The sequence below is a fragment of the Rhizobium quercicola genome, assembly GCF_021168455.1.
Lineage (GTDB): Bacteria > Pseudomonadota > Alphaproteobacteria > Rhizobiales > Rhizobiaceae > Ferranicluibacter > Ferranicluibacter quercicola.
Genome location: NZ_JAJOZR010000008.1, coordinates 220,640 through 243,686, shown reverse-complemented (window position 1 = coordinate 243,686; position 23,047 = coordinate 220,640). Strand labels below are relative to the sequence as shown.

At 64.5% G+C, this 23,047-nt stretch carries 25 protein-coding genes and 1 tRNA gene; 15 read left to right on the top strand and 11 right to left on the bottom strand.

The features are described 5' to 3' along the window. Positions 1-2: 2 nt before the first annotated feature. Positions 3-929: a manganese catalase family protein gene (locus LRX75_RS14325; protein ID WP_113149584.1), complete on the top strand. Its 927-nt coding sequence runs from the start codon at positions 3-5 to the stop codon at positions 927-929. 375 nt (positions 930-1,304) lie between these two features. Here LRX75_RS14325 and LRX75_RS14320 read toward each other — a convergent pair whose 3' ends face one another. The 3 genes from LRX75_RS14320 to LRX75_RS14310 all read right to left on the bottom strand — a co-directional run bounded on the left by LRX75_RS14320 (position 1,305) and on the right by LRX75_RS14310 (position 2,603). Then, entirely contained in the window at positions 1,305-1,589 is a 285-nt protein-coding gene (locus LRX75_RS14320; protein WP_231815402.1) for a YciI family protein, read from the bottom strand. Positions 1,590-1,599: 10 nt separating this feature from the next. Continuing rightward, positions 1,600-2,199, bottom strand: a complete 600-nt coding sequence (locus LRX75_RS14315; protein WP_231815400.1) for a TetR/AcrR family transcriptional regulator — start codon at positions 2,197-2,199, stop codon at positions 1,600-1,602. Between the two features lie 314 nt (positions 2,200-2,513). Then, positions 2,514-2,603: transfer RNA gene (locus tag LRX75_RS14310), tRNA-Ser, on the bottom strand. 341 nt (positions 2,604-2,944) lie between these two features. On the opposite strand from LRX75_RS14310, the gene LRX75_RS14305 reads away from it, so the two are divergent. The 5 genes from LRX75_RS14305 to LRX75_RS14285 all read left to right on the top strand — a co-directional run bounded on the left by LRX75_RS14305 (position 2,945) and on the right by LRX75_RS14285 (position 8,804). Then, a complete protein-coding gene (locus tag LRX75_RS14305; RefSeq protein ID WP_231815399.1) occupies positions 2,945-3,274 on the top strand; it encodes a hypothetical protein in 330 nt (109 codons plus the stop codon). A gap of 146 nt (positions 3,275-3,420) precedes the next feature. After that, positions 3,421-4,077 carry a peptide-methionine (S)-S-oxide reductase MsrA gene (gene msrA, locus LRX75_RS14300; protein ID WP_231815397.1) on the top strand — a complete coding sequence of 219 codons (657 nt, stop codon included), beginning with the start codon at positions 3,421-3,423 and terminating at the stop codon, positions 4,075-4,077. Positions 4,078-4,216: 139 nt separating this feature from the next. Continuing rightward, positions 4,217-5,116: a helix-turn-helix domain-containing protein gene (locus LRX75_RS14295; RefSeq protein ID WP_231815395.1), complete on the top strand. Its 900-nt coding sequence runs from the start codon at positions 4,217-4,219 to the stop codon at positions 5,114-5,116. A gap of 227 nt (positions 5,117-5,343) precedes the next feature. Continuing rightward, positions 5,344-7,542: a TonB-dependent siderophore receptor gene (locus tag LRX75_RS14290; RefSeq protein WP_231815393.1), complete on the top strand. Its 2,199-nt coding sequence runs from the start codon at positions 5,344-5,346 to the stop codon at positions 7,540-7,542. Positions 7,543-7,811: 269 nt separating this feature from the next. Next, entirely contained in the window at positions 7,812-8,804 is a 993-nt protein-coding gene (locus LRX75_RS14285) for a BMP family lipoprotein (protein WP_231815391.1), read from the top strand. 68 nt (positions 8,805-8,872) lie between these two features. On the opposite strand, the gene LRX75_RS14280 is transcribed toward LRX75_RS14285, so the two are convergent. Then, the gene (locus LRX75_RS14280) at positions 8,873-9,082 is read right to left on the bottom strand and encodes a SlyX family protein (RefSeq protein WP_231815390.1); all 210 of its coding nucleotides are present in this window, start codon (positions 9,080-9,082) and stop codon (positions 8,873-8,875) included. A gap of 233 nt (positions 9,083-9,315) precedes the next feature. Here LRX75_RS14280 and LRX75_RS14275 point away from each other — a divergent pair, with 233 nt between their 5' ends. The 6 genes from LRX75_RS14275 to deoA all read left to right on the top strand — a co-directional run bounded on the left by LRX75_RS14275 (position 9,316) and on the right by deoA (position 15,575). Then, a complete protein-coding gene (locus tag LRX75_RS14275; RefSeq protein ID WP_231815388.1) occupies positions 9,316-10,863 on the top strand; it encodes an ABC transporter ATP-binding protein in 1,548 nt (515 codons plus the stop codon). Next, entirely contained in the window at positions 10,860-11,993 is a 1,134-nt protein-coding gene (locus LRX75_RS14270; protein ID WP_231815386.1) for an ABC transporter permease, read from the top strand. The genes LRX75_RS14275 and LRX75_RS14270 overlap by 4 nt, the downstream gene beginning before the upstream one ends. 3 nt (positions 11,994-11,996) lie before the next feature. Next, on the top strand, positions 11,997-12,968 hold the full coding sequence (locus LRX75_RS14265) for an ABC transporter permease (RefSeq protein ID WP_231815384.1): 972 nt from the start codon (positions 11,997-11,999) through the stop codon (positions 12,966-12,968). A 4-nt stretch (positions 12,969-12,972) separates the two neighbouring features. Next, positions 12,973-13,365, top strand: coding sequence for a cytidine deaminase (locus LRX75_RS14260; RefSeq protein WP_231815383.1), 393 nt, complete (start codon positions 12,973-12,975; stop codon positions 13,363-13,365). A 115-nt stretch (positions 13,366-13,480) separates the two neighbouring features. After that, the gene (gene deoC, locus LRX75_RS14255; RefSeq protein ID WP_231815381.1) at positions 13,481-14,257 is read left to right on the top strand and encodes a deoxyribose-phosphate aldolase; all 777 of its coding nucleotides are present in this window, start codon (positions 13,481-13,483) and stop codon (positions 14,255-14,257) included. A 4-nt stretch (positions 14,258-14,261) separates the two neighbouring features. Further along, the gene (gene deoA, locus LRX75_RS14250) at positions 14,262-15,575 is read left to right on the top strand and encodes a thymidine phosphorylase (protein WP_231815379.1); all 1,314 of its coding nucleotides are present in this window, start codon (positions 14,262-14,264) and stop codon (positions 15,573-15,575) included. Between the two features lie 16 nt (positions 15,576-15,591). Here deoA and LRX75_RS14245 read toward each other — a convergent pair whose 3' ends face one another. The 7 genes from LRX75_RS14245 to LRX75_RS14215 form a co-directional block, all read right to left on the bottom strand. Then, positions 15,592-16,122, bottom strand: a complete 531-nt coding sequence (locus tag LRX75_RS14245) for a TIGR02281 family clan AA aspartic protease (protein WP_231815378.1) — start codon at positions 16,120-16,122, stop codon at positions 15,592-15,594. Positions 16,123-16,238: 116 nt separating this feature from the next. Beyond that, positions 16,239-16,868 carry a uracil phosphoribosyltransferase gene (gene upp / locus LRX75_RS14240; protein WP_092931268.1) on the bottom strand — a complete coding sequence of 210 codons (630 nt, stop codon included), beginning with the start codon at positions 16,866-16,868 and terminating at the stop codon, positions 16,239-16,241. A gap of 110 nt (positions 16,869-16,978) precedes the next feature. Beyond that, the gene (locus tag LRX75_RS14235; RefSeq protein ID WP_231815377.1) at positions 16,979-17,947 is read right to left on the bottom strand and encodes an adenosine deaminase; all 969 of its coding nucleotides are present in this window, start codon (positions 17,945-17,947) and stop codon (positions 16,979-16,981) included. Then, the gene (locus tag LRX75_RS14230; RefSeq protein WP_231815375.1) at positions 17,944-19,161 is read right to left on the bottom strand and encodes a phosphopentomutase; all 1,218 of its coding nucleotides are present in this window, start codon (positions 19,159-19,161) and stop codon (positions 17,944-17,946) included. Before LRX75_RS14230 ends, LRX75_RS14235 begins: the two co-directional genes overlap by 4 nt. 130 nt (positions 19,162-19,291) lie before the next feature. Continuing rightward, positions 19,292-19,888 carry a TadE/TadG family type IV pilus assembly protein gene (locus LRX75_RS14225; protein ID WP_231815374.1) on the bottom strand — a complete coding sequence of 199 codons (597 nt, stop codon included), beginning with the start codon at positions 19,886-19,888 and terminating at the stop codon, positions 19,292-19,294. A gap of 1 nt (position 19,889) precedes the next feature. Continuing rightward, positions 19,890-20,483, bottom strand: coding sequence for a TadE/TadG family type IV pilus assembly protein (locus LRX75_RS14220; protein WP_231815373.1), 594 nt, complete (start codon positions 20,481-20,483; stop codon positions 19,890-19,892). 97 nt (positions 20,484-20,580) lie between these two features. Next, complete coding sequence (locus tag LRX75_RS14215) at positions 20,581-20,952, bottom strand: pilus assembly protein N-terminal domain-containing protein (protein ID WP_231815480.1); 372 nt, start codon at positions 20,950-20,952, stop codon at positions 20,581-20,583. 304 nt (positions 20,953-21,256) lie between these two features. Between LRX75_RS14215 and LRX75_RS14210 the strand changes: the two genes are divergently transcribed. The 3 genes from LRX75_RS14210 (at position 21,257) to cpaB (ending at position 23,047) form a co-directional block, all read left to right on the top strand. Further along, a complete protein-coding gene (locus tag LRX75_RS14210) occupies positions 21,257-21,436 on the top strand; it encodes a Flp family type IVb pilin (RefSeq protein WP_132711954.1) in 180 nt (59 codons plus the stop codon). A gap of 150 nt (positions 21,437-21,586) precedes the next feature. Next, the gene (locus LRX75_RS14205; RefSeq protein ID WP_231815372.1) at positions 21,587-22,099 is read left to right on the top strand and encodes an A24 family peptidase; all 513 of its coding nucleotides are present in this window, start codon (positions 21,587-21,589) and stop codon (positions 22,097-22,099) included. Positions 22,100-22,234: 135 nt separating this feature from the next. Then, positions 22,235-23,047 carry a Flp pilus assembly protein CpaB gene (gene cpaB / locus LRX75_RS14200; protein ID WP_113149567.1) on the top strand — a complete coding sequence of 271 codons (813 nt, stop codon included), beginning with the start codon at positions 22,235-22,237 and terminating at the stop codon, positions 23,045-23,047.

Below are 23,047 nucleotides of genomic sequence, written 5' to 3'. Positions count from 1 at the left end.
AAATGTTCATGCGCGTCGATCAACTGCAGGCAGAACTGCCTGCGCCCAAGCGGGCGGATCCGAATGCCGCGGCCGCCCTGCAGGAGCTGCTGGGCGGGAAATACGGCGAGATGTCGACGCTGGGGAACTATATGTTCCAGAGCTTCAACTTCCGCTCGAAGGAAAAGCTGCGGCCCTTCTACAGCCTCGTCGCCAGCATCACGGCCGAGGAGCTCGGCCATGTCGAGCTCGTCAGCAACGGCGTCGCCATGCTCGCCAACGGTCCGGACAAGAAGGATGGCGACGCGGGCGATGGCGGCGACATTTCCGGCGCGCCGTGGGAGGACATGAAGGATATCCGGCTTGCAGCCGCGTTCCTGTCGGGCGGCGGCGGTGCCATGCCGGTCAACAGCAATGGTGCATCCTGGAACAACGACTTCATCACGACGACCGGCAATGTGGTGGTCGATCTCCTGCACAATTTCCATCTGGAATGCGGCGCGCGTCTGCACAAGCTGCGCGTCTATGAAACCCTGACGGATCCGACCGGCCGCGAGGTCTGCGGCTATCTCCTCGTGCGCGGCTCCGTCCACGCGCATGCCTATGCCCTGGCGCTGGAAAAGATCACCGGCGTGAAGATCAAGGACTTCCTGCCGACGCCGAACATTCCGCTGAGCAAGATCCCGGAATGCCAGAAATATCTGGACGAAGGCTCCCACCGCCGCCTCTACACGTTCAGCCCAAAGGACTACAAGGAAATGGCGGGCATCTGGGGCAATGGCGAAATGGCCCTTCCGGCCGACCCGCCAGGCGAACTCGAAGTCGTCGACGGTATGCCGGAAGGCGGCAAGATCCACCAGCTCGTCGGCGTCCCCTCGGCATTCACCCCGGATTACGCCCCCGAAGAAATGTTCGAGATCGCCCAGAAACTCTACAAGAAGTCGCGCTAGCACATGTCCCGTCTAAGCGGAGTCGCTTCGACACGGGGTAATGCGGCACGGAGAATGGACGACAGCATTACCGGTGAACCCGCGTTCACCGGTAATGCTTCAGGCATCTGTTTCCTAACGCTTGAAACGACAGTCTGCGGCCCTCTCGTGGGCCGCAGATCTCCCCTGCCCGATAAAGCGGATGCTGTCGCAAGTCTGGTCGCGGGCGAGGTGAGACGAAGGGAATGGCCGGCATCCATCCACCTTCTCGATCGATATCGGTGGAATCTGCGACGCGCTTGACCTCGAGGCCGCACAAGGCAGTGCGGAAGTTCTTTCGCTCCGCAAGAATAAGGCGCTGGCTCAAGCCCGACCAAGGGTGGTCGCGGTCATCGATCAGCCTTTCAGAAAGGCGAGCCTCTCGTCTGTCCGACCGGGCGCGATGGAGAGAATTTCGACGCTGACGACACCCTCGGCGACGAAGGGGTCGTCCTGCACACGCGCCTCGATCGCCTCGAAAGACGCATTGTGGGCGAGGATGGCGCCGCCTGCGCTCGGTTGAAGGCTGCCGGTCAGCAGGAAAACGCCGTCGTCGAAGCCGCGTTGGATCCAGGCATTGTGCCCGTCCATGAACAGTGGCGCTTTGGTCTTGTCAGCAAAGCGAAGGGTGATGACGAACATGGTCTCTCCATCAGGCAGGTTGGTAGACATGGACAGGGGATCCGACCGGGCATTGGGCAAGCAGCCACGCCTCGATGCTTGCGATTTCGCGGCGGATAAACACCTCGTCGCGGAAGGCGGTGGCAAGCGTCGCGACGCCCTGGCTGCGCATCAGAACGTGAAGGGCCAGCGCATCGGCATCCGCTTCGCGCCCGAGCCTGGTGAACTGGCGACGAAGCCAGTCGCGGAACAGGGAGAACAGACCGGTCGCATCGTCTTTCGCCAGATGATCGAGCTTCGCCAGCTCGTCGCAGAGCGTACCGACCGGGCAGCCATAGGCCATGATCTCGGCCCGGTTCGTAATGAGGATGTGGACGAAGTTGCGGATGCAGTCCGTGGGAGACGCCGCGTCCTGCTCCCAGGCCGCCAGCATGGCGCGCGTCTGTTCCATGCGCTGCGCGATCACCGCATCGAGAATCTGGTCCTTGGTCTTGAAATGGTAATAGAAATTGCCGCGCGAGAGGCCGACATCCGTGGCGATCCGCGCAAAGGACGTCGCTTCGAATCCCCGTTCGTAAAAAAGCTGGTCGGCGACATCCACGATCCGCTGGCGGGTTTCACTGGCGCTCATATCTGACCTCCACGAACACGGCGCTGACGGCAAAAGCCATGACAACGCCGTAGGACATTCGACCTAAACTTGATTAGGTCGAATGTCCTACGGCGTCAAGAGACGCGGATGAGCATTTGCGCGACGTTGCAGCCGGCGAGATGAAAACGCATGCCGAGGCAGGTAAACGGCGACGATGCCATGCGATCGTCAACGGGCTTCTGCCGTGTCTGGACGGCGGGCAGCAGGCATCTCGCACGCTCGGATCGGTCTAGGAAGAGCGATCGGCGCCGTTCGGCACCAAACAGGTCAAGATTGGGCATTCCGGACAAGGATGGCGGACAGGGAGGGATTCGAACCCTCGGTACGCTTTCACGTACACACGCGTTCCAGGCGTGCGCCTTAAACCACTCGGCCACCTGTCCTTAGATCTCGTCACCGCTGGTTTGGGCGGTGAGATTGTTGCGTGGATGGCGAGGGATCGCGATCGGGTGCAACGGTTCGCCGAAAATCCTATGACGGGAAAATCCTGCGAACGGCGCGATATATACCGATGATCTCAAAGCGATCAACCGAAATCTGACAGTTTTTTCGACGGGGCGACACGCCTTTCCCTTCATGCCGCGGAGGGCTTGCGCCGGGGTGCCATTGCGCTTGGGCGCGGACAACCTATCTTATCCTTTAATGTCGGCACCGCGTGCCGAGAAAAACCGGCGCCGGCAACGGCCGCAAGAGTACCGAGGGCACCAGGGACTGGGGGCGGGTGATGGCAATTCTCTTCAGGCTCGTCAGCGTTCTCGCGCTTCTCGCAGCGCTTCTGGCCGGTACGGTGGATGCCGTGCGCTCGGTGTCCGAAACGGCCGTGGTCATGACGCCGCTCGGGATTGCGGTCGCCTCGATCAGCGCGTCCGGGCTCGAGATGATCTCCGGGCTCGAGATGATCGAGGCGCTGGAGCGTCCGGGCGGCAGTTTCGCCGTGTTGCAGCCCATCGTGCGCTGGTGTCTGCAGCAGCCGGCCTTTGCAGTCTTTCTGGTCGTGGCGCTGTTGTTCTGGATGGCCGGGTACCGCCCGGCGCGCAGGCGGCGACTGGCCTGAAACCGTTTTATCGGCTGCCGTTTGCCAGATGCCTTTTGTGAAGGCCGGCGGGACGGCAGGGCGCAATCCCCACGGTCTTCGCCGCCGTTCCGCCGACGACACGTATTTCGACGTAAACAACCCATTCTGGAATGGAGACGAATCACATGTTTCTGACCGAGCTTTTCAGCAAGAAGACCACCATGCCCGAGCCGCAGAATGCGCTTCCCGGGCGCGAGGCGCCCTTGCCGACCGCGACGCACCACACGGTCAACCGGCAGCCGCTCAAGGGCCCGTATCCCGAGGGCATGAAGACCGTGCTGCTCGGCATGGGCTGCTTCTGGGGCGCCGAGCGCCTGATGTGGCAGCTGCCCGGCGTCTACGTCACAGCGGTCGGCTATGCCGGCGGCTACACCAAGAACCCGACCTATCAGGAAACGACGACGGGGCAGACCGGGCATACGGAGGTCGTTCTCGTGGTCTACGACCCCAAGGTTGTCGGGTTCGGCGAGATCCTCAAGGTCTTCTTCGAGGAGCATGACCCGACCCAGGGCATGCGCCAGGGCAACGATGTGGGCACGACCTACAGGTCGGCCATCTATGTCGAAGACGAGGCGCAGCTTGCCGAAGCCAAGACCGCCCGCGATGCCTATCAGGCCCAGCTGAAGAAGGCGGGCCACCGCGAGCCGATTACCACGGAAATCGCGATGGCCGGCACGTTCTATTTCGCAGAAGCAGAGCACCAGCAGTATCTGGCCAAGAACCCCAATGGCTATTGCGGCCTGCGGGGCACGGGCGTGAGCTGCCCGGTTCCGGCCCTCTGAGGCACGACATCTGGAAGCCTTTCTCCAGGCGATGGCGGCAGAGCCTGCCATCGCCATGCCATTGCGTCCGTGACCGTTTCGGGCTAATACATGACATTCACTTTCATGTTTTAACCGCCGGGACGCCGCGACAGCGCCGATGACCTTCCAGCCCAGGATGAACAACAGGATTTCCGGTTTCGACGTGATCGGAACTTGGAACCGGCGCACCTATGCCGGCGTCGTTGCGGACCTCTGGGACGTGCAGTGCGCCCGGCTGGCGGGCGGGCTTTACGTGGCGGACGCGCCCCGGCTTTTCGTGGTGCTCGAAACGCTGGGAGACCCTGCGCGGCGCCTGTCCATGGCGCCGATGTCGACGGGCACGGCCTGCGCCAAGGACCACGGCCTGCCCGGCGCGCCCTGCCGGCGCCTGTCCTATATTCCCGCCGGCATGGAGCTGCGCGCCGAGCTTCAGGGCATCAGCGCGATCCGCCATCTCGATCTGCATTTCGACATGGCCGCACTCGGCCAGCGCATCGGCGGCGAGCTCGATCCCCTCGTTCTCGAGCAGCCGCGTCTGATGTTTGCCGATCCCCGCCTCATCGCCCTGGCCGACCTTCTGGCGGCCGAATGCGCCAATCCCGATCCGCTGCACGACCTCTATGGCGATGGCTTGGCCCTCGGCCTCTTCATCGCCCTGATGCGTCTTCCCCCGCCCAGCCGGCGCTTGCGCGGCGCGCTCGCGCCCTGGCAGCTGCGGCGGGCCACCGAGTTCATCGAGGCGCACTGCCTGCGCGGGATAAGACTGGAGGAGCTAGCCGGCCTCACCGGCCTTTCCCAGTCGCATTTCAGTCAGGCCTTCAAGGCCTCGACCGGCATGCCGCCGCACCAGTGGCAGATGAAGGCGCGCATTGAGCAGGCAAAATCGCTGCTGTCCGCCCGCAAGGCGAGCCTCAGCGAGGTCGCCGCCGTCACCGGCTTTGCCGATCAGGCGCATTTCACCCGGGCTTTCCGCAAGATGTCGGGCACCACGCCGGGCCGGTGGCTGCGCAGCCGCTGATGTGGGAGCGCCTCTGCCGCGTGGCGGATTTGCCGCAGTCCCGCCGGAGAGGAGGCTGGCGAGAATATCGCCTCGGAATCGTTCAAAATCCGCAAAACGGATCAATCCGATCGCGCGTCCTTGCGCTATGCGAAACATGAGAAAACGCCTCATCTTCTTGGGGCGACAGGGCCGGAGGGAACAGGTGTCGGGGCTGTTCCCCCGGGTGGCCGAGATGGGGTGACGATATGACGGGGACACGAAACAAGAACCGCAAGGCGGCCTGGCGCGCCGGGGCCGCAGCCATAGCCTGTGCGGCCGGCGCATCGGCATCCTTCGCGCAGGAGCCGCAGGGCCAGACCCAGCAGCCGACGCAGCTCGAAGCCATCGTCGTGCGCGGCGGGCAGGCGGCAGAGGGATCGGCAACCGGCCCGGTCGAAGGTTACGTCGCGCGCGACACGACGGCGGGCTCGAAATCGGCGCTGCCGGTGACCGCCGTTCCGCAGTCGGTCTCCGTCATCGGCCGCAAGGAACTGGACGACCGCGGCGTCGTCACCAAGATCGACGAAGCGCTGCGCTACACCGCCGGCGTCACCACCGAGCCCTTCGGCGCCGATCCGGATACGGACTGGTTCTACATCCGCGGCTTCGACGCGACGCAGTCCGGCGTCTTTCTCGATGGCCTCAATCTCTATTCCTACGGCTTCGGCGGCTTCCAGACGGATGCCTACATGCTGGAGCGCGTCGATGTGCTGAAGGGCCCGGCATCGGTGCTCTATGGCGGCGCGACCCCCGGCGGCATCGTCGATCTCATCCGCAAGCGCCCGCAGGACGAGGCCGTTCGCGAGGTCGAGGTCGGCATCAACAATTTCGGCAATGCTTTCCTCGGCTTCGACGTCAACCAGAAGGTCAGCGATGCCGTGACCTACCGCGTCACCGGCAAGGTGGCGGGCGGCGAGGAGGAGAGCGACTACGCCCATGACCTGCGCGGCGTCCTCATGCCGCAGATCCGCTATCAGCCGGACGACGCGACCAGCCTGACCGTCTATGCGACGCTCTCCGGCCTCGACCAGCGCCACACCGGCAACGGCTTCCTGCCCTACGAAGGCACGGTGGTGAACGCGCCCTTCGGCAAGATCGACCGCGACGCGTTCTTCTCGGAGCCCGATCTCGACACCGGCCGCTACGACCAGCAGATGATCGGCTACGAGGCCGAGCACACATTCGACAACGGGCTGAAGCTCTCGCAGAACCTGCGCTACAGCCATCTCGACAAGCACGAAGTGCTGTTCTACCCGTTCGGCTACGTCAACACGACGGATCCCGCGGCGCCCAACTATTACGACCTCTACCGCGTCGGCTTCGAGCACACGAGCAAGGTGGACAGCTTCGCCGTCGACAACCGCGCCGAGATCAAGCTCGACACCGGCCCGGTCGAGCACACCCTGCTCGCCGGCCTCGACTACAAGCATTACCGCCTCGATCAGGTCCAGGCCGTCCCGGCATGGCCGGCGGCGGCCACGCCGATCGATCCCGTCGATCCGATCTACGGCCTGCCGCAGCCGGGCCTGAGCGGCGTCTACCTCGATCAGGTTCTCACCCTGCAGCAGGTGGGCCTCTATGCGCAGGACCAGATGCGTTTCGGCGACGGCTTCCTCGTCACGCTCAACGGCCGCTACGACTATGTGGACACGCAGTCCGACGCGCGGATCGGCACGAGCTACCGCAACCATGACAGCGCGCTCAGCGGTCGCGCCGGCCTTGCCTACGAATTCGACAACGGCATGACGCCCTATGTCAGCGCCGCCACCTTCTTCAACCCGCTGATCGGCACCTCCTATCTCGGCGGCGCGCTGAAGCCGGAAGAAGGGTACCAGGTCGAAGCCGGGCTGAAATACGTGCCCACCGCCATCGATGGTCTCTTCACGGTGTCGGTGTTCCAGATCGTCAAGGAAAACGTGGCGCTGACCCGGCCGGACTTCCTGCAGGAGCAGCTGGGCGAGGTGACCTCCACCGGCATCGAGCTGGAAGCCAAGGTCAATCTCGACGCGCACTGGTCGCTGCTCGGCTCCTATTCCTATACGGATCTCGAGATCACCGAGGACCTCAATCCGGCCCTCGTCGGCAACCGTCCCTATCTCGTGCCGAAGAGCCAGGCGGCCGTCTGGGTCGATTACACGCTGACCGAAGGCGCGCTGGACGGCATGAGCATCGGCGGCGGCCTGCGCTATCAGGGCACGTCGTTCGCCGACAACGAGAACACCCGAGAGGTGCCGGATGCGCTGCTCGCCGACGCCGCCATCCGCTACGAGAAGGATGGTTGGGGTGCCGCCCTCAACGTCGCCAACCTCTTCGACAAGGACTACGTCAAGAGCTGCCAGGGCGTTTCCACCTGCGGCTATGGGGCCGGCCGCACGATCACGCTGAAGCTCAGCAAGGCGTTCTGATCCCCGCCTGCGAAGGCTCGTATCACCCGTGAACGACAGGAACCGTGGCGCATCCGGAGAGGAATCGCCGCGGTTCTCGTCGTTCGCGGATCGGAGGATGAAAGTTTTACCAGTTGAAAAATTTCGGGTGTATTTTCCCAAAGCCCGTGCAAGGATATACCTCAACCAAGCCCGCCACACAGCGCGGCCGGTTCCGCAGACATGCTTCCGATACAAGAGAAGCGTGCGGGAGGACCCAGAAAACACATGGTAACAAACAGGGCTGCACAATGAAGAAAACCCTCCTCGGTCTCCTTGCTCTCTCGATGATGTCGGCCACGGCGCTGGCTGCCGACATCAAGCCCGCGGTCATCTACGACCTCGGCGGCAAGTTCGACAAATCCTTCAACGAATCCGCCTTCAACGGCGCCGAGAAGTTCAAGGCCGAAACCGGCATCGCCTATCGCGAGTTCGAAATCGCCAATGACGCGCAGCGCGAGCAGGCGCTTCGCCGCTTCGCCGGCGACGGCAACAGCCCCATCGTCATGGCCGGCTTCTCCTGGGCCGCCGCGCTCGAAAAGGTCGCCGCCGAATATCCCGACACCAAGTTCGCCGTCATCGACATGGTCGTGGACAAGCCGAACGTGAAGTCCGTGGTCTTCAAGGAGCAGGAAGGGTCCTATCTCGTCGGCATCCTCGCCGGCCTCGCCTCCAAGTCGAAGACCGTTTCCTTCGTCGGCGGCATGGACATTCCGCTGATCCACAAGTTCGCCTGCGGCTATATCGGCGGTGCCAAGTCCACCGGCGCCGACGTCAAGGTTCTTGAAGCCTATACCGGCACGACGCCGGAAGCCTGGAACGACCCGGTCAAGGGCGGCGAGATTGCCAAATCGCAGTTCGACCAGGGTTCGGACGTCGTCTACCACGCGGCTGGCGGCACCGGTGTCGGCGTCCTGCAGGCGGCAGCCGATGCCGGCAAGCTCGGGATCGGCGTCGACTCGAACCAGAACGCCATGCAGCCCGGCAAGGTCCTGACCTCCATGATCAAGCGCGTCGACGTCGCCGTCTACGACAGCTTCATGAGCGTCAAGAACGACACGTTCAAGGCCGGCATCTCCAATCTCGGCCTCAAGGAAGACGGCGTCGGCTATGCCGTCGACGACAACAACAAGGCGCTGATCACGCCCGAGATGCAGGCGGCCGTCGACAAGGCGAAGGCTGACATCATCGCCGGCACGCTCCAGGTCCATGACTACATGACGGACGAAGCCTGCGCCTATTGAGGCGATCCGCGAGACGGGGAACGCTGTCGGTCCGTGCGGCCGGCAGCGCCGTTCCCGTTGATGGCGTCCTAGTAATGGGGCGGCCGCGTGATGGCCGGGGCTTCGAGCGAGGTCTCCTCCAGTGTCAGGAACCGTTCGGTCAGCCGGTCCAGTTTCGAGCGGACCTGGTCCACGATCTTCCACTGTTCGGCAAGCTGCTGCGACAGGTCCTCGATCACGCGGGCCTGATGCGCGATCGTTTCCTCGATGGCCGTCATCCGTGTCTCGTCGCTCGTCATGATCGTCATCCTCTCTTTGTCACTGGCGGATCGTCTGCTCTCGCTATAGAGGGTCCGCCCGGCGGAAGGTCAAACGCGAAACAGCCGATCCGCTGATTTAGCGCTTCCGATCGCCATGATCGATGTTAGCCTTAGGCTTCCCGCTTTCCTTAAAGCGGGCGGTCGGACAATCAAGCAAGCACCCGGCGGCACGGCCTGCCGACAACGGGTGCCGGGAACGGGATGCGGCTGCCATGAGCGATATCGCGATTGAGCTTCGGGGCATCGACAAGAGCTTCGGCCCTGTCCACGCCAACAAAAATATCAACCTCGTCGTCAAGAAGGGCACGATCCACGGGATCATCGGCGAGAACGGTGCCGGGAAATCGACCCTGATGTCGATTCTCTACGGCTTCTATCAGGCCGATCGCGGCGATATCCTCGTCGATGGCAAGGTGCTGACGATCAGGGACCCGAACGCGGCGATCGCGAGCGGCATCGGCATGGTGCACCAGCATTTCATGCTGGTCGAGAACTTCACCGTGCTGGAAAACGTCATGCTCGGTGCCGAGGACAGCCCGGTGCTCAACGCCTCGATCTCCAAGGCCCGCATCGAGCTGAAGCGGCTGGAGAAGGAATATGCGCTGGAGGTCAATCCCGATGCCATCATCGAGGAGCTGCCGGTCGGCCTGCAGCAGCGCGTCGAGATCCTCAAAGCCCTCTACCGCAAGGCCGATATCCTCATTCTCGATGAGCCCACGGGCGTTCTGACGCCGCCGGAGGCCGATCACCTGTTCCGCATTCTCGAGCAGCTGAAGAACGAGGGCAAGACGATCATCCTGATCACCCACAAGCTGCGCGAGATCATGGCCGTCACCGACGAGGTCTCCGTCATGCGCCGCGGCGAGATGGTCGCCACGCGCGCGACGGACAGGACCTCGGTCGAGGAGCTGGCCGAGCTGATGGTCGGACGGCGCGTTCTGCTGCGGGTGGAAAAGGGTGAGGCCCGCCCCGGCGACGTCAAGCTTTCGGTGCGCAACCTCACGGTTCGCGACGGCCGCGGCGTCACCATGGTCGACGATGTTTCCTTCGACATCCGGGCCGGCGAGATCGTCGGGATTGCCGGCGTCGCAGGCAATGGCCAGTCCGAGCTTCTCGAGGCCATTGCCGGCATCCGCCGCGCGACCGGCGGCACGGTGGAACTCAATGGCTCCACGGTCGATGTCACCGGCCTTGCCGACCCGGCCGAGCTGCGCACGCGCGGCCTCGCCCACGTTCCGGAAGACCGCCATCATGTCGGCCTCGTGCTGAAGTTCGAGGAGAGCGAGAACGCCATTCTCGGCTATCACCGCGATCCCGCCTACAAGAAGGGCGCCCTGCTCGATATCGCCGCGATGCGGGCGGATGCGGAGGCGAATATCGCCAGATACGATATTCGTCCGCCGAACCCGCGCCTGAAGACGGCGAATTTTTCCGGCGGCAATCAGCAGAAGATCGTGCTGGCGCGCGAGATGGAGCGCAATCCCGATGTGCTGATCATCGGCCAGCCCACCCGCGGCGTCGATGTCGGCGCCATCGAATTCATTCACAAGCGGATCATCGAGATGCGCGACCAGGGCAAGGCCGTTCTCCTGGTCTCGGTCGAGCTCGACGAGATCCGCGCTTTGTCGGACCGGATCCTCGTGATGTTCGCCGGCCGCGTCGTCGGCGAGCGGACGTCCGACGCCGGCGAGGGCGACCTCGGCCTGCTGATGGCCGGTGTCGAAAACCGCGTCGAAAACCGCATGGAGGCCGCCCGGTGAGCAACCCTTACGCCACGCTGCCCGGCTGGGCCGAATACGGTCTCATCCCGCTCGTCAATCTCGTCGTCGCCTTTCTTGTGGCCGGTCTCGTGGTGCTCCTCGTTGGCGAAAGCCCGCTGGAGGCCGCCTACCACCTGATCAACGGCGCTTTCGGCCGCGGCGAATATATCGGCTTCACGCTCTACTACGCCACGACCTTCATCTTCACCGGCCTTGCGGTCGCGGTCGCCTCGCATGCCGGCCTCTTCAACATCGGCGGCGAGGGACAGGCCTATGTCGGCGGCATCGGCGTCGCGCTCGTCTGCCTCTGGCTCGACCGCATCACGCCCTGGTACGTCGTCTTTCCCCTGGCGATCCTCGGTTCGGCCGCCTTCGGCGCGCTGTGGGCGTTCCTGCCCGGCTGGCTTCAGGCCAAACGCGGCAGCCACATCGTCATCACCACCATCATGTTCAACTTCATCGCCTCGAGCCTGATGGTCTATCTGCTGACGCGGGTGCTCAAGCCGCTCGGCTCCATGGCGCCGCAGACGCGCACCTTCGAGGCCGGCGGGCAGCTGCCGAAGCTCGACTGGCTGCTCGGCCTTTTCGGGCTCGATATCGGCAATGCGCCGTTCAACATCTCGTTTCTGCTGGCTTTGCTTGCGGCCTTCGGCTGCTGGCTTTTGATCTGGCGCACCCGGCTCGGCTACGAAATGCGCGTCATGGGTCATAGCCCCTCGGCCGCCCGCTATGCCGGCATCAAGGATGCGCGCATCACCGTCATCGCCATGATGATCTCGGGCGGGCTCTGCGGCATGATGGCGCTGAACCCGATCATGGGCGAGCAGTTCCGCATGCAGCTCGATTTCGTGCAGGGCGCCGGCTTCGTCGGCATCGCGGTCGCCCTCATGGGGCGCTCGCACCCGGCCGGCATCATTCCCGCCGCCATCCTCTTCGGCATGCTCTATCAGGGCGGCGCCGAAATCGCCTTCGAGATGCCCACCATCTCGCGCGACATGATCGTCATCATCCAGGGCCTCGTCATCCTCTTCGCCGGTGCGCTCGAAAACATGTTCCGCCCGGCGATCGGCCGCATCTTCGCCTCTGTCGCAAGCCGCGGATCTGCATCGTCAGCCGCCAAGGGAGCCTGATCCATGGATGTCTTTCACATGCTGGTGACGGTGCTGGAATCGACCATCCGCGTCTCCGTACCCCTGATCTTCGCAGCCCTCGGCGGCCTCTTCACCGAGCGCGCCGGTGTCTTCGACATCGGGCTCGAGGGCAAGATGCTGGGCGCCGCCTTCGCCGCCGGTGCGGTCGCGGCCGTCAGCGGCTCGGTCTGGGCCGGGCTTCTCGCCGCCATCCTCATCTCGGTCCTCCTGTCGCTCGTGCACGGCTATGCCTCCATCACCCAGCGCGGCAGCCAGATCGTCTCGGGCGTGGCGATCAACTTCATCGTCTTCGGCTCCACCGTCATTCTGGGCGAAGCCTGGTTCCGCCAGGGCGGCCGCACCCCGGCGCTGGCCGGAGACGCCCGGTTCGCGACCATCACCTTCCCCTTCGCCGAGGAGATCCGCCCGGTTCCCGTCATCGGGCCGATCTATGCCGATCTCATCTCCGGCCACTTCTTCCTCACCTACCTCGCCTTCGCCATGGTGCCGATCACCTGGTGGATCCTCTACCGCACCCGCTTCGGCCTGCGCCTGCGCGCCGTCGGCGAAAATCCGGGCGCGGTGGATACGGCCGGCATCTCGGTCGTCTGGATGCGCTATCGCGCCGTCATCTGCTGCGGCATTCTCGCGGGCCTCGGCGGCGCCTACCTGTCGCTCGCCATGACCGCCGGCTTCGTCAAGGGCATGACGGCCGGCAAGGGCTATATCGCGCTCGCCGCGCTGATCTTCGCCAAATGGAAGCCGCTCAACGTCATGCTCGCCTGCCTGCTCTTCGGCTTCCTCGATGCGCTGGCCATCCGCCTGCAGGGCAATCCGCTGCCGCTCATCGGCCAGGTCCCGGTGCAGCTCATGCAGGCGCTGCCCTATATTCTCACCGTCATCCTGCTCGCGGGCTTCATCGGCAAGGCCGTGCCGCCCAAGGCCGGCGGTGTCCCCTATGTCAAGGAGCGCTGATCCCATGGCGACCGATCTCTTCGAAGCTGCCCGCAAGGCCATGGCGCTCGCCCATGCACCCTATTCCAAGTTCCCCGTCGGCGCGGCCATCCGCGCCGAGGACGGCACGATCTATGCCGGCGCCAATATCGAGAACCTCTCTTTTCCCGAGGGCTGGTGTGCCGAAACCACGGCGATCAGCCACATGATCATGGGCGGCGCCCGCAAAATCCGAGAAGTCGCCGTCATCGCCGAAAAGCTGCCGCTCTGCCCGCCCTGCGGCGGCTGCCGTCAGCGCCTGTCGGAATTTGCCGAAGCCGGCACGCCGATCTATCTCTGCGACGAGACCGGGGTGAGGAAGACGGTGACCCTGTCGGACCTCCTGCCGCATTCCTTCGCCACCGACACCATCGGCTGAGCGTCCTCTCCGAGGTTCCCAAGTCTCTCACGGCTTGCGAGGCCGCGATTGGCTTTGCCAAACGGCACCAAAACCTCTACCGCATCAGGACCGAACCCGCCCAAGGGAGGCACCTATGACACTGGAAGCCAGCAACCGGCAGCTCGCCTCTCTCGCGCTGTCCCTGCTCGACCTGACCGATCTGAGTGACGACTGCACGCCTGAGGCCATCGAGGCGCTGTGCGCCCGGGCGCGCACGCCGCATGGGCCCGTTGCCGCCATCTGCATCTGGCCGCGCTTCGTGGCACAGGCCCGCGGCATTCTCGGGGCGTCGAGCCCGGTGCGCATCGCAACCGTCGTCAATTTTCCCTCGGGCGACCTGCCGGTGGATGACGTTGTGGCCGAGACCACCGGCGCGATCGCCGACGGGGCCGACGAGATCGACCTCGTCATTCCCTATCGCGCCTTGATGGCCGGCGACGAAGAGGCGGTGCGCGAGATGATCCGCGCCGTCCGCGCGGCCTGCGGGGAAACTGTGGTTCTCAAGACGATTCTGGAGACGGGCGAGCTGAGGGAGCGCGGGCTGATCCGCAACGCCTCGCACCTCGCCATTCAGGAGGGTGCCGATTTCATCAAGACCTCCACCGGCAAGGTCGCCGTCAACGCGACGCTGGAAGCGGCCGACATCATGCTGACCGCCATCCGCGAGATGGGCCGCCGGGTGGGCTTCAAGCCGGCCGGCGGCGTCAGGACCGTGGCGGACGCCCGGCTTTATCTGACGCTCGCCGCCACCATTCACGGGCCCGACTGGCTGATGCCCTCGACCTTCCGCTTCGGGGCGTCGGGCCTGCTCGGCGATATCCTGTCGGTCATCGAGGGGCGTGAGTCCCTTGCCGCACCAGCGGCGTATTGAGGCGATGATCCCGCAAGAAATCATCCGCCGCAAACGCGATCGCCTCGCCCTTGCGCCGAGCGAGATCGCCGATTTCGTCGCCGGCATGGCCGACGGCTCCATTGGCGACGCACAGGTGGCGGCCTTCGCCATGGCGACATGGTTTTCCGGTATGACCAGCGCCGAGACGGTGGCGCTGACGGTTGCCATGCGCGACAGCGGCACGGTGCTCGACTATCACGCGCTCGGCCGCCCGGTCGCCGACAAGCATTCGACCGGCGGTGTGGGCGACAATGTCTCGCTCATGCTCGCGCCGATCCTGGCCGCCTGCGGCCTCGTCGTCCCCATGATTTCCGGCCGCGGCCTCGGGCATACCGGCGGCACGCTCGACAAGCTCGAATCCATTCCCGGCTATCATATCGCGCCGTCCGCCGAGACCCTGGGCCGCGTCGTGGAAAACGTGGGTTGCGCCATCATCGGGCAGACCGCGGATCTCGCACCGGCCGACCGCAGGCTCTACGCGATCCGCGACATCACCGCGACCGTGGATTCCGTGCCGTTGATCACGGCCTCCATCCTGTCCAAGAAGCTCGCGGCCGGCCTCGGCTCCCTCGTGCTCGACGTCAAGGTCGGCAGCGGCGCCTTCATGGCCTCCCTGTCGGAGGCCGAGATCCTCGCCCGCTCGCTGGTGGATGTCGCCAACGGCGCGGGGCTGCGCACCACGGCTCTCATCACCGACATGAGCGAGCCGCTGGCCGATGCCGTCGGCAATGCGCTGGAAATCCTCAATTGCCTCGCTTTCCTGCGCGGCGAGAAACAGGGCACGCGCCTGGAACAGGTCGTCATGGCGCTGGCGTCCGAAATGCTGCTGGTGGCCGGCGTCACCTCGGGCCCGGTCGAAAGCCAGGATGCGGCGCGGCGGGCGCTGGAAAGCGGCGCGGCCCTCGACATCTTCGGCCGCATGGTCTCGGCGCTGGGCGGGCCTGTGGATTTCGTGGAGCGTCCGGACGCCTATCTGGCCGCAGCACCGGTCATCCGGCCGATTGCGGCCGACCGTGCGGGCGTTCTCGGCACATGCGACGCCCGTGCCATCGGCCTCTCGGTTATCGCGCTTGGTGGCGGACGCACCCGCGCCGATCAGTCGATCGATCACAGCGTCGGCTTTTCCGATATTCTGCCGCTCGGCACGCGTGTGGAGGCCGGACAGGCCCTTGCCCGCGTCCACGCCGCAAATGACGCCGCTGCAGAAGACGCGGCGAAGGCGTTCATCCCAGCCTACACGATCGAGGAGGGCGCGCCTGCCACGCGGCCCATCATCCTGTCGCGCCTCACCGCCTGAGGTCAGCGCCGGGGGCTTAGCGCCTGAGGCGCAAGGCTCCGTCTTCGACGGCAAAGGATGAGAGACGGTTGAGGAAGCTCATGCCGACCAGCGTGTCGGACAGGGCCGTATCCGGCAGCACCATGGCCGCGACATTCTCGACGGCGATGTTGCCGACCTTGATCCGCTTCAACGTCACGGAGGCCGCCTTCGCCAGGCCGTTCGCGGTGGAAACGGAGATGGAATAGTCGAGCGTGGAGAGCGAGAGGCCGATCCGTCGTGCGGTGCTCTCGTTCAGCGCGACCACGGTCGCGCCCGTGTCGATCAAGCCGCGAACGCTGCGGCCGTTGATGTCGAGCGTCGTGCTAAAATGCCCGCCCGGTCCGGCCGGCAGCACCACCTCACGCGCGCCCGCGGCCGCCCGCATCGCCGGATCGGCAGCAGCCGGTTTGGCCGGCAGGGCCGAGGTCCGTGCGGGCGTCCGGTCGAGATACCGGCCGGTGAGGGTCGGCAGGGTGTAGGCGCAGAGACCGGCAAGGCCTGCGATCATCAGCACGCGGCTCATCATTGCCCGCAACTCCGCAGCGAAAGGACGTTCGTCCCTTTCTATCGCGCAGGGTCTTTAAGAAGACGCCAACACGGCGCGGCCGTCCCGTTCCCTCAGGGTTTGAGGGTTAACGGATCTTACTTCGTTCCGTACATCCGGTCGCCGGCGTCGCCGAGACCGGGCATGATGTAGCCCTTCTCGTTGAGATGGCTGTCGATGGCGGCGGTGAAGATCGGCACGTCGGGGTGGACGGCGTGGAAATTGGCAATGCCTTCGGGGGCCGCGAGCAGGCAGAGGAACCGCAGGTTCACGGCGCCGCGCTCTTTCAGCTTGTCGATGGCGGCGATCGAGGAATTGCCGGTCGCCAGCATCGGATCGACGACGATCACCAGCCGCTCCGCCATGTTCTCCGGCGCCTTGAAGTAATACTCGACCGCTTCGAGCGTTTCATGGTCGCGATAGACGCCGACATGCGAGACGCGCGCGGAGGGCACCAGTTCCAGCATGCCTTCGAGAAGGCCGTTGCCGGCCCGCAGGATCGAGGCGAACACCAGCTTCTTGCCCTCGAGCACCGGTGCCTGGATCTGCTGCATGGGCGTCTCGATGGTCTCCATCGTCAGCTCCAGATCGCGCGTCACCTCGTAGCAGAGCAGCGTGGAGATCTCGCGCAGCAGCCGGCGGAAGCCCGCGGTCGAGGTTTCCTTCTTGCGCATGATCGTCAGCTTGTGCTGGACGAGCGGGTGGTCGATGACGGTAACGCTGGTCATGCTGGAAGCCTCTTGCCGCGACGGATGGAACCCTTTCCTTTTCCACGGAAAGACCCGCCGCCGCAAGTCCGCCGCGGCGCCGTCCCCAGCCATCAGGCGTCTGCCGAAGGTCAGAGCTTCGAAAGCAGCATGGCCCGCGTATCCTCGTCGACGAAGGCGGCCTCGATGGCGGTGCGGGTCATGGCATCGATCTCCGCGTCGGCGAACCCCATCACCTCGGAGGCGATGTCGTATTCCTGGGCGAGCGACGTGTGGAAGAACGGCGGATCGTCCGCATTCAGCGTGACCCGGCATCCCGCATCGCGCAGCGCCCGCAGCGGGTGGGCATGGAAGCCGGGAAAGACGCCGAGCGCGATGTTGGAGCCGGGGCAGGTTTCCAGCACCACGCCTTCCGCCGCGATCCGCCGGACGAGGTCGGCATCCTCGATGGCGCGCACGCCATGGCTGATGCGCGACGGCCTGACGATATCGAGTGCATCGCGCACGCTGTCGGCGCCCGCCATCTCGCCGGCATGGATGGTGAGGCCGAGCCCCGCATCGCGCGCGATGTCGTAGGCGCGCGCGAAATCCGCGACCCGGTACATGCGCTCCTCGCCGGCGAGGTTGAAGCCGGTCACGAGCGGATGATCCCGCCGGGCGGCATAGAACGCGGTGCGCTCGGCCGGTTCCCCACCGAGATGCCGGATGATGGTGATGATCATCCGGCCCTCGATGCCGGTTGCAGCCTTCGCCGCCTCGATGCCCGCGGCAAGCCCGCGGAGATAGGCATCGGCACCGATGCCGATCGTGTTGCCATGGTCGGGCGAAACGATGATCTCGCTGTAGATCGTGCCCGCCGCGCTCAGCTCCGTCAGGTAGGTTTCCGCGAGCGTCGCATAGTCCTCCTCGGTGCGAAACAGCGAAGCGACGCGGTCGTAGCAGACGATGAATTCGCTGAAGTCGGTCCAGACATAGGATCCGTCCTCGATGAGGCCGGAGACGTCCACGCCGTATTTGTCCGCCTGCGCAAGGGCAAGCGCCGGCGGCGCGGCACCCTCGATATGGCAGTGCAGTTCCGCCTTCTTGAGATGCAGCGTCACAGGAAACTCCTTCCATGGGGGCCGGGCGCGATGCCGAGATGCCGGGCCACCGTCTCGCCGATCCCGGCAAAGCCGGGGACGATGCCGATCGGGCGGCTGGCGATGCCGGGGCCGAAGAGCAGCACGGGAACCCGCTCGCGCGTATGGTCGGTGCCCCGCCAGGTCGGGTCGCAGCCATGGTCGCCGGTCAGGATGACGATGTCGCCCGGAGCAAGCACGGCGTAGAGCTCCGGCAGCCGCCGGTCGAAGGCTTCCAGCGCCGCGGCATAGCCCGCCACGTCCCGGCGATGGCCGTAGAGCATGTCGAAATCGACGAAATTGGTGAAGACGAGATCGCCGTCGCCGGCCTCCTCGATCGCCGTCAGGCTGGCGTCGAAGAGCGCTTCGTTGCCGTTCGCCTTGATGGTGCGGCCGATGCCCTGATGGGCGAAGATATCGGCGATCTTGCCGACGGCGTGCACGGTGCGGCCCGCCTCGGTCAACCGGTCGAGCAGCGTCGGCTCGGGCGGCAGCACCGAATAGTCGCGCCGGTTTCCGGTCCGCACGAAATCCTGCGCGGTTTGCCCGAGGAAAGGACGGGCGATCACCCGCCCGATATTATAGGGGTCGAGCAGGCGGCGAACGGTCTGGCAGAGGTCCAAGAGGCGCTCAAGTCCGAAGCTCTGCTCATGCGCGGCGATCTGAAAGACGGAATCCGAGGAGGTGTAGCAGATCGGCCGGCCGGTCTGTAGGTGGGCCTCGCCGAGCCGCGCGATGATGTCGGTGCCGGAGGCGTGGCAATTGCCGAGAATGCCGGGAACACCACCCTCGTCGCAGATGCGGGCGACCAGAGCCTCCGGAAAGGCGTCGCCCGTCGCGGGAAAATATCCCCAGTCGAAGCGCACCGGCGTTCCCGCGATCTCCCAGTGCCCGGACGGCGTGTCCTTGCCCCGCGAAACCTCCTCGGCCGCGCCATAGACGCCGTCGATGGTCTCGGGAAGGGTGACGCCGGCGGGCAGGGTGCCGCTCGACAGGCGGGCGGCATGGAACAGCCCGCGCGCGGCCATGTTGGGAAGGGCCAGCGGCCCGGCGCGCAGTCCCGCGCGGTCGGCCGCACCGGCTGCGCAGAATTCGGCGATATGACCGAGCGTGTCGGCACCCTCGTCGCCGAAGGCGCCGGCATCCGGCGCGCCGCCGATGCCGAGGGAGTCGAGAACGAAGAGAAAAGCCCGCACGTTCCACACTCTCCTGACGGATCGGCCACCGATATCGATGCCCGGCACCGGGTCCGATCATCTTCGGCAAGAGATACGCTGCACCTTGCCGTTTTGCAAACCGGGCGTGCGGCCTGGCGCGCGGCAGTTCCTACTTGCAGAGCGCGCAGCTGATCCCGAGGCCGACGCGCTGTCGGTAATAGTAGTTCTCCGCGAGGTTCATGACCTCCAGCGAATTTTCCTTCATCCCGGGCGGCGTGAACAGCATGAGTTCATAGGGAACGGAGAATTCCGAGCGCACGACGAAGGTGTTGAGCACGGTGAGATCGGAGGGAACGGACACGACGGCATTGACGGCATAGGGCGTGCCGCCCTTTTCGTCGCGCGACCAGGCGACGACCCCGACGCCCGGCGCGGTGACGCGAATGCCCGAGACCTTCAGCGTGTACTTGCTGATCGAGAAAGGCGCCATGATGCTCAGAGCCACGTTCTTCATGCCGTCGAGTTCGCTCGGCGTCACCTCGGTCTTCTGGCTGAGGATGTCGGCGACCGTGCCGGTGGCCTGCGATACCTTCTGCGACATGTTGAAACCGACAGACAGCTCGAACGCGCCGAGATAGATCATCAGGAGGATCGGTGCGATCAGCGCGAATTCGATGCCGCTTGTTCCCCGCCGGTCGCGCGCCAGGCGGCGGAGCCGGGCAGCGAAACGGAAACGCGGGCGGGTGGTGCGGTTTGCGCCGGTCATCTCAGAATTTCTCGTTCATGAAGGCGGCCGTCGTCGCCATCAGATAGTCGTTCGGCATGGAGCTGCCTGCTGGGCGCAGATTGGTGATGTAGGGACGCACGAGATCGGTCACGACTGTCCAGCGGTAATAGGCGCGGATCAGGTTGATCGATCCGGGACCGCCGGGCGCGTATTTGAAGCCGGTGACGTCAAGGTCGCCGCCCTTGCGCGGAATGGCGATCGGAATATCGCTGAAGCTTGCATAGCTGCGAACGTCGATCAGCAGTTTGGATGGTGTTCCTACCTCGCCGGTCGAGCAGCTCAGCATGGCCGTCAGCTCGTTGCAGAAGGCGGCGCGGAACTCGCTCTGGTTCATCGTCGCCGGCAGCAGGCCGGTGCGGATCTTGCGGGCCATGGTCTGGGTGGCATTGGCAAGGATCTGTTCGCCGGTAAAGGCGACGAAGGTCTCGATCGAGGCGAAAATGACCATGAGGAAGGGAATGACGAGAATGGCGAATTCGATGGCGGCCGCGCCCTTGCGATCGCGCGCGAAGCGGCCGACAACCGTCCGGCCTTCCCCGCAATCCTGTCCGTCGTTCCGTCTCGTCAGCGCCATCGTACCCGCCATATCCCGCGTGAACGCCAGCTTACCAAGAAAGCGTTTCTACTTCGTAACGCGGGGATAGCGAAGAGACGGACGTGCCGGGCGACGCCTACTTCTTCGAGTGCTCTTCGCAGCTCGGCGTGCAGGTGAGAACCGCGCGAGCCGTCGAGCGATAGACGCGCAGCGTGTTGCCTTCGTCCGTCGAGACGAGGATGCGCTGATCGACGATCGGATTGTCGTTCTCGTCGAGAATGACGATGTTCGTCGTGCCCACGGCCTTGCCGGTGAGAACGATGGTCTGCGCATCGGCAACGGTGGCATCGGCGATCTCGGCGCTGCCGATGATCACCCGGCTGACGCTGCGGTCGAGTTTGAGAACCCGGGCATGGTTGAGATAGACGTTCATCAGCGCGGCATCCTGCGCGATCGCCGAACCCGGCGCCACGGCACCCGCAGCCAGGCACAGCGCCACGCACAGCATGGCGCGCGAGCGCGGACGGGCAGGGGAAGAGACGCGGGAAGACGAGAGAAGGGCCATGAGGCTGCAGGATCCGGTGATGCCGATGACACAGCATCCGTGGTTTTGGTGAATGAAGGATTAAGGACTTAAGAGAGAGATGCAAGGATTGGCAACATCCCTCAAAGTTGCGCCGATTCATTCATTTTCCGCTAACGTTCTTTTTTAAGCGGATCGAAATGCGCGCTCTGTAAGTTCATGGCAACCGGCCGACAGAGACATGTCGGAGGGAGTGCTGAACACGAAACATTCAAGCAGGAGAAATGACATGACCGCAGTTTTCGCGCGTTTTCTCAAGGACGAGTCCGGCGCGACCGCCATCGAATACGGCCTGATCGCATCGCTGATCGCTCTGGCGATGATCCTCGGCGCCACCGCCCTGGGCACCCAGATCAACACGACCTTTACAACGATCAAGACGAAGCTCGCAGGCGCAACGCCGACTTGATTTCTGGCGTGTGCCTTCAATGCATTAACGTGGCTGCCTTCTTCGGAAGGCGGCCATTTTTATGTCGGTTTATCTGACAGCAGCATTTCGCTTTCGCACTTCCTTAAGGCGGATATCGTTAAAGTGTGCCTTGTTCGAAGAAGGTCCCCCATGGTTCAGGCTGCCATATTCGTCATTTTTCCCCTGTGCCTGGCCTTTGCCGCCTGTTCCGACTTTCTCTCGATGACGATTCCCAACAGGGTCTCCGCGATCCTGCTTGGCGCTTTCGTCTTGATCGCCCCGCTGGCCGGGCTCGACATGACCCAGATCGGGCTTCATCTCGCGGCCGGCCTTGCGGTATTCGCTGTGTGCTTCGCGCTCTTCGCCTTCAACGTCATGGGCGGCGGTGATGCCAAACTGCTGACAGCGAGCGCCGTCTGGTTCGGCTGGAACATGAGCCTGCTCACCTTCCTCGTGGCCGTCTCCTTCCTCGGTGGCGTTCTCGTGCTGGCGATCCTTCTTTTGCGGAAAGAAGAAAACTTTATCCTCGCCTACCGCATTCCGGTCCCCGCCCAGCTCTTTCATGGCTCCAAGGTGCCCTATGGCGTCGCCATCGGCTGCGGTGCTTTCCTGACCTTTCCGGAATCCCCCCTCATGCAGCTGGCGCTGGCCCACATCCGCTGACGCGCAACCCGGTCGTCCGCCTTAACCCTCCGTTAAGCATGATCGATTCGGTTTCGTTAACCTTAATTATACCTTTACGCCGTAGCCTTTTCCCATGTGATCCCAGCGTGATCAAGGAAGGGTTCGGTCCATCAGATGAAGCCGGCGCGCGTTTTTATTTTGGCGGTTGCGGTCGTTTCGGCCGGCCTTGCCGGCTTGCTGGCGATGAGCATTACCGGGCCGACCGTCGTCGAGACGGCAGAGCCGGTCATCGAGCGCGAGCCGACCGTCAACGTCCTCGTCATGGCCAAGAGCCTGCCGGTCGGCGCGCGCCTCAGCGCGGATGCCATCCGGTGGATGGCCTGGCCGAAGGCCGGAATCGTCGATGGCTTCATCACGGATGAGGCCCGCCCGGATGCGGCCACGCAACTGCAGGGGTCCGTCGTTCGCCTGCCGCTTCTCAATGGCGAGCCGGTTCGCTCCGAAAAGATCGCCGATGCCTCCGGCCAGATCCTCTCCTCCATCCTGCCGGCCGGCAAACGCGCGGTTTCGACCGAAATCACGGTTGCCACCGGCGCCGGCGGCTTCATCCTGCCGAACGACCGCGTCGACGTCATCATGGTCCGCAAGGGCGAGGGCAAGACCTTCAACACGGAAACCGTGCTCAGCAACGTTCGCATCCTCGCCGTCGATCAGCAGATCGAGGAGAAGGACGATGGCTCCAAAACCGTGCTCGGGACCACCGCGACGCTGGAACTGACGCCCGATCAGGCCAAGGTCCTCGCCGTCGCCCAGCAGATGGCCGATCGCCTGTCGCTCGCCCTGCGCTCGATCGCCGACGCGCAGGAACCCGACACGATCGCGGCCGACTACCTGCTCTCCGGCGGCAGCCGTCCGGCCGTCCAGCTGATCAAATCCGGCTCCATCGTCTCCTCCGACGGCGAGACCAAGACGGGAGCGATGCAATGA

Coding starts and splice junctions, on each gene's coding strand:
- LRX75_RS14325 (WP_113149584.1), top strand. CDS start 3: ATGTTCATGCGCGTCGATCAACTGCAGGCAGAACTGCCTGCGCCCAAG.
- LRX75_RS14320 (WP_231815402.1), bottom strand. CDS start 1,589: ATGTTCGTCATCACCCTTCGCTTTGCTGACAAGACCAAAGCGCCACTG.
- LRX75_RS14315 (WP_231815400.1), bottom strand. CDS start 2,199: ATGAGCGCCAGTGAAACCCGCCAGCGGATCGTGGATGTCGCCGACCAG.
- LRX75_RS14305 (WP_231815399.1), top strand. CDS start 2,945: ATGGCAATTCTCTTCAGGCTCGTCAGCGTTCTCGCGCTTCTCGCAGCG.
- msrA (WP_231815397.1), top strand. CDS start 3,421: ATGTTTCTGACCGAGCTTTTCAGCAAGAAGACCACCATGCCCGAGCCG.
- LRX75_RS14295 (WP_231815395.1), top strand. CDS start 4,217: ATGACCTTCCAGCCCAGGATGAACAACAGGATTTCCGGTTTCGACGTG.
- LRX75_RS14290 (WP_231815393.1), top strand. CDS start 5,344: ATGACGGGGACACGAAACAAGAACCGCAAGGCGGCCTGGCGCGCCGGG.
- LRX75_RS14285 (WP_231815391.1), top strand. CDS start 7,812: ATGAAGAAAACCCTCCTCGGTCTCCTTGCTCTCTCGATGATGTCGGCC.
- LRX75_RS14280 (WP_231815390.1), bottom strand. CDS start 9,082: ATGACGAGCGACGAGACACGGATGACGGCCATCGAGGAAACGATCGCG.
- LRX75_RS14275 (WP_231815388.1), top strand. CDS start 9,316: ATGAGCGATATCGCGATTGAGCTTCGGGGCATCGACAAGAGCTTCGGC.
- LRX75_RS14265 (WP_231815384.1), top strand. CDS start 11,997: ATGGATGTCTTTCACATGCTGGTGACGGTGCTGGAATCGACCATCCGC.
- LRX75_RS14260 (WP_231815383.1), top strand. CDS start 12,973: ATGGCGACCGATCTCTTCGAAGCTGCCCGCAAGGCCATGGCGCTCGCC.
- deoC (WP_231815381.1), top strand. CDS start 13,481: ATGACACTGGAAGCCAGCAACCGGCAGCTCGCCTCTCTCGCGCTGTCC.
- deoA (WP_231815379.1), top strand. CDS start 14,262: ATGATCCCGCAAGAAATCATCCGCCGCAAACGCGATCGCCTCGCCCTT.
- LRX75_RS14245 (WP_231815378.1), bottom strand. CDS start 16,122: ATGATGAGCCGCGTGCTGATGATCGCAGGCCTTGCCGGTCTCTGCGCC.
- upp (WP_092931268.1), bottom strand. CDS start 16,868: ATGACCAGCGTTACCGTCATCGACCACCCGCTCGTCCAGCACAAGCTG.
- LRX75_RS14225 (WP_231815374.1), bottom strand. CDS start 19,888: ATGACCGGCGCAAACCGCACCACCCGCCCGCGTTTCCGTTTCGCTGCC.
- LRX75_RS14220 (WP_231815373.1), bottom strand. CDS start 20,483: ATGGCGCTGACGAGACGGAACGACGGACAGGATTGCGGGGAAGGCCGG.
- LRX75_RS14215 (WP_231815480.1), bottom strand. CDS start 20,952: ATGCTGTGCGTGGCGCTGTGCCTGGCTGCGGGTGCCGTGGCGCCGGGT.
- LRX75_RS14210 (WP_132711954.1), top strand. CDS start 21,257: ATGACCGCAGTTTTCGCGCGTTTTCTCAAGGACGAGTCCGGCGCGACC.
- LRX75_RS14205 (WP_231815372.1), top strand. CDS start 21,587: ATGGTTCAGGCTGCCATATTCGTCATTTTTCCCCTGTGCCTGGCCTTT.
- cpaB (WP_113149567.1), top strand. CDS start 22,235: ATGAAGCCGGCGCGCGTTTTTATTTTGGCGGTTGCGGTCGTTTCGGCC.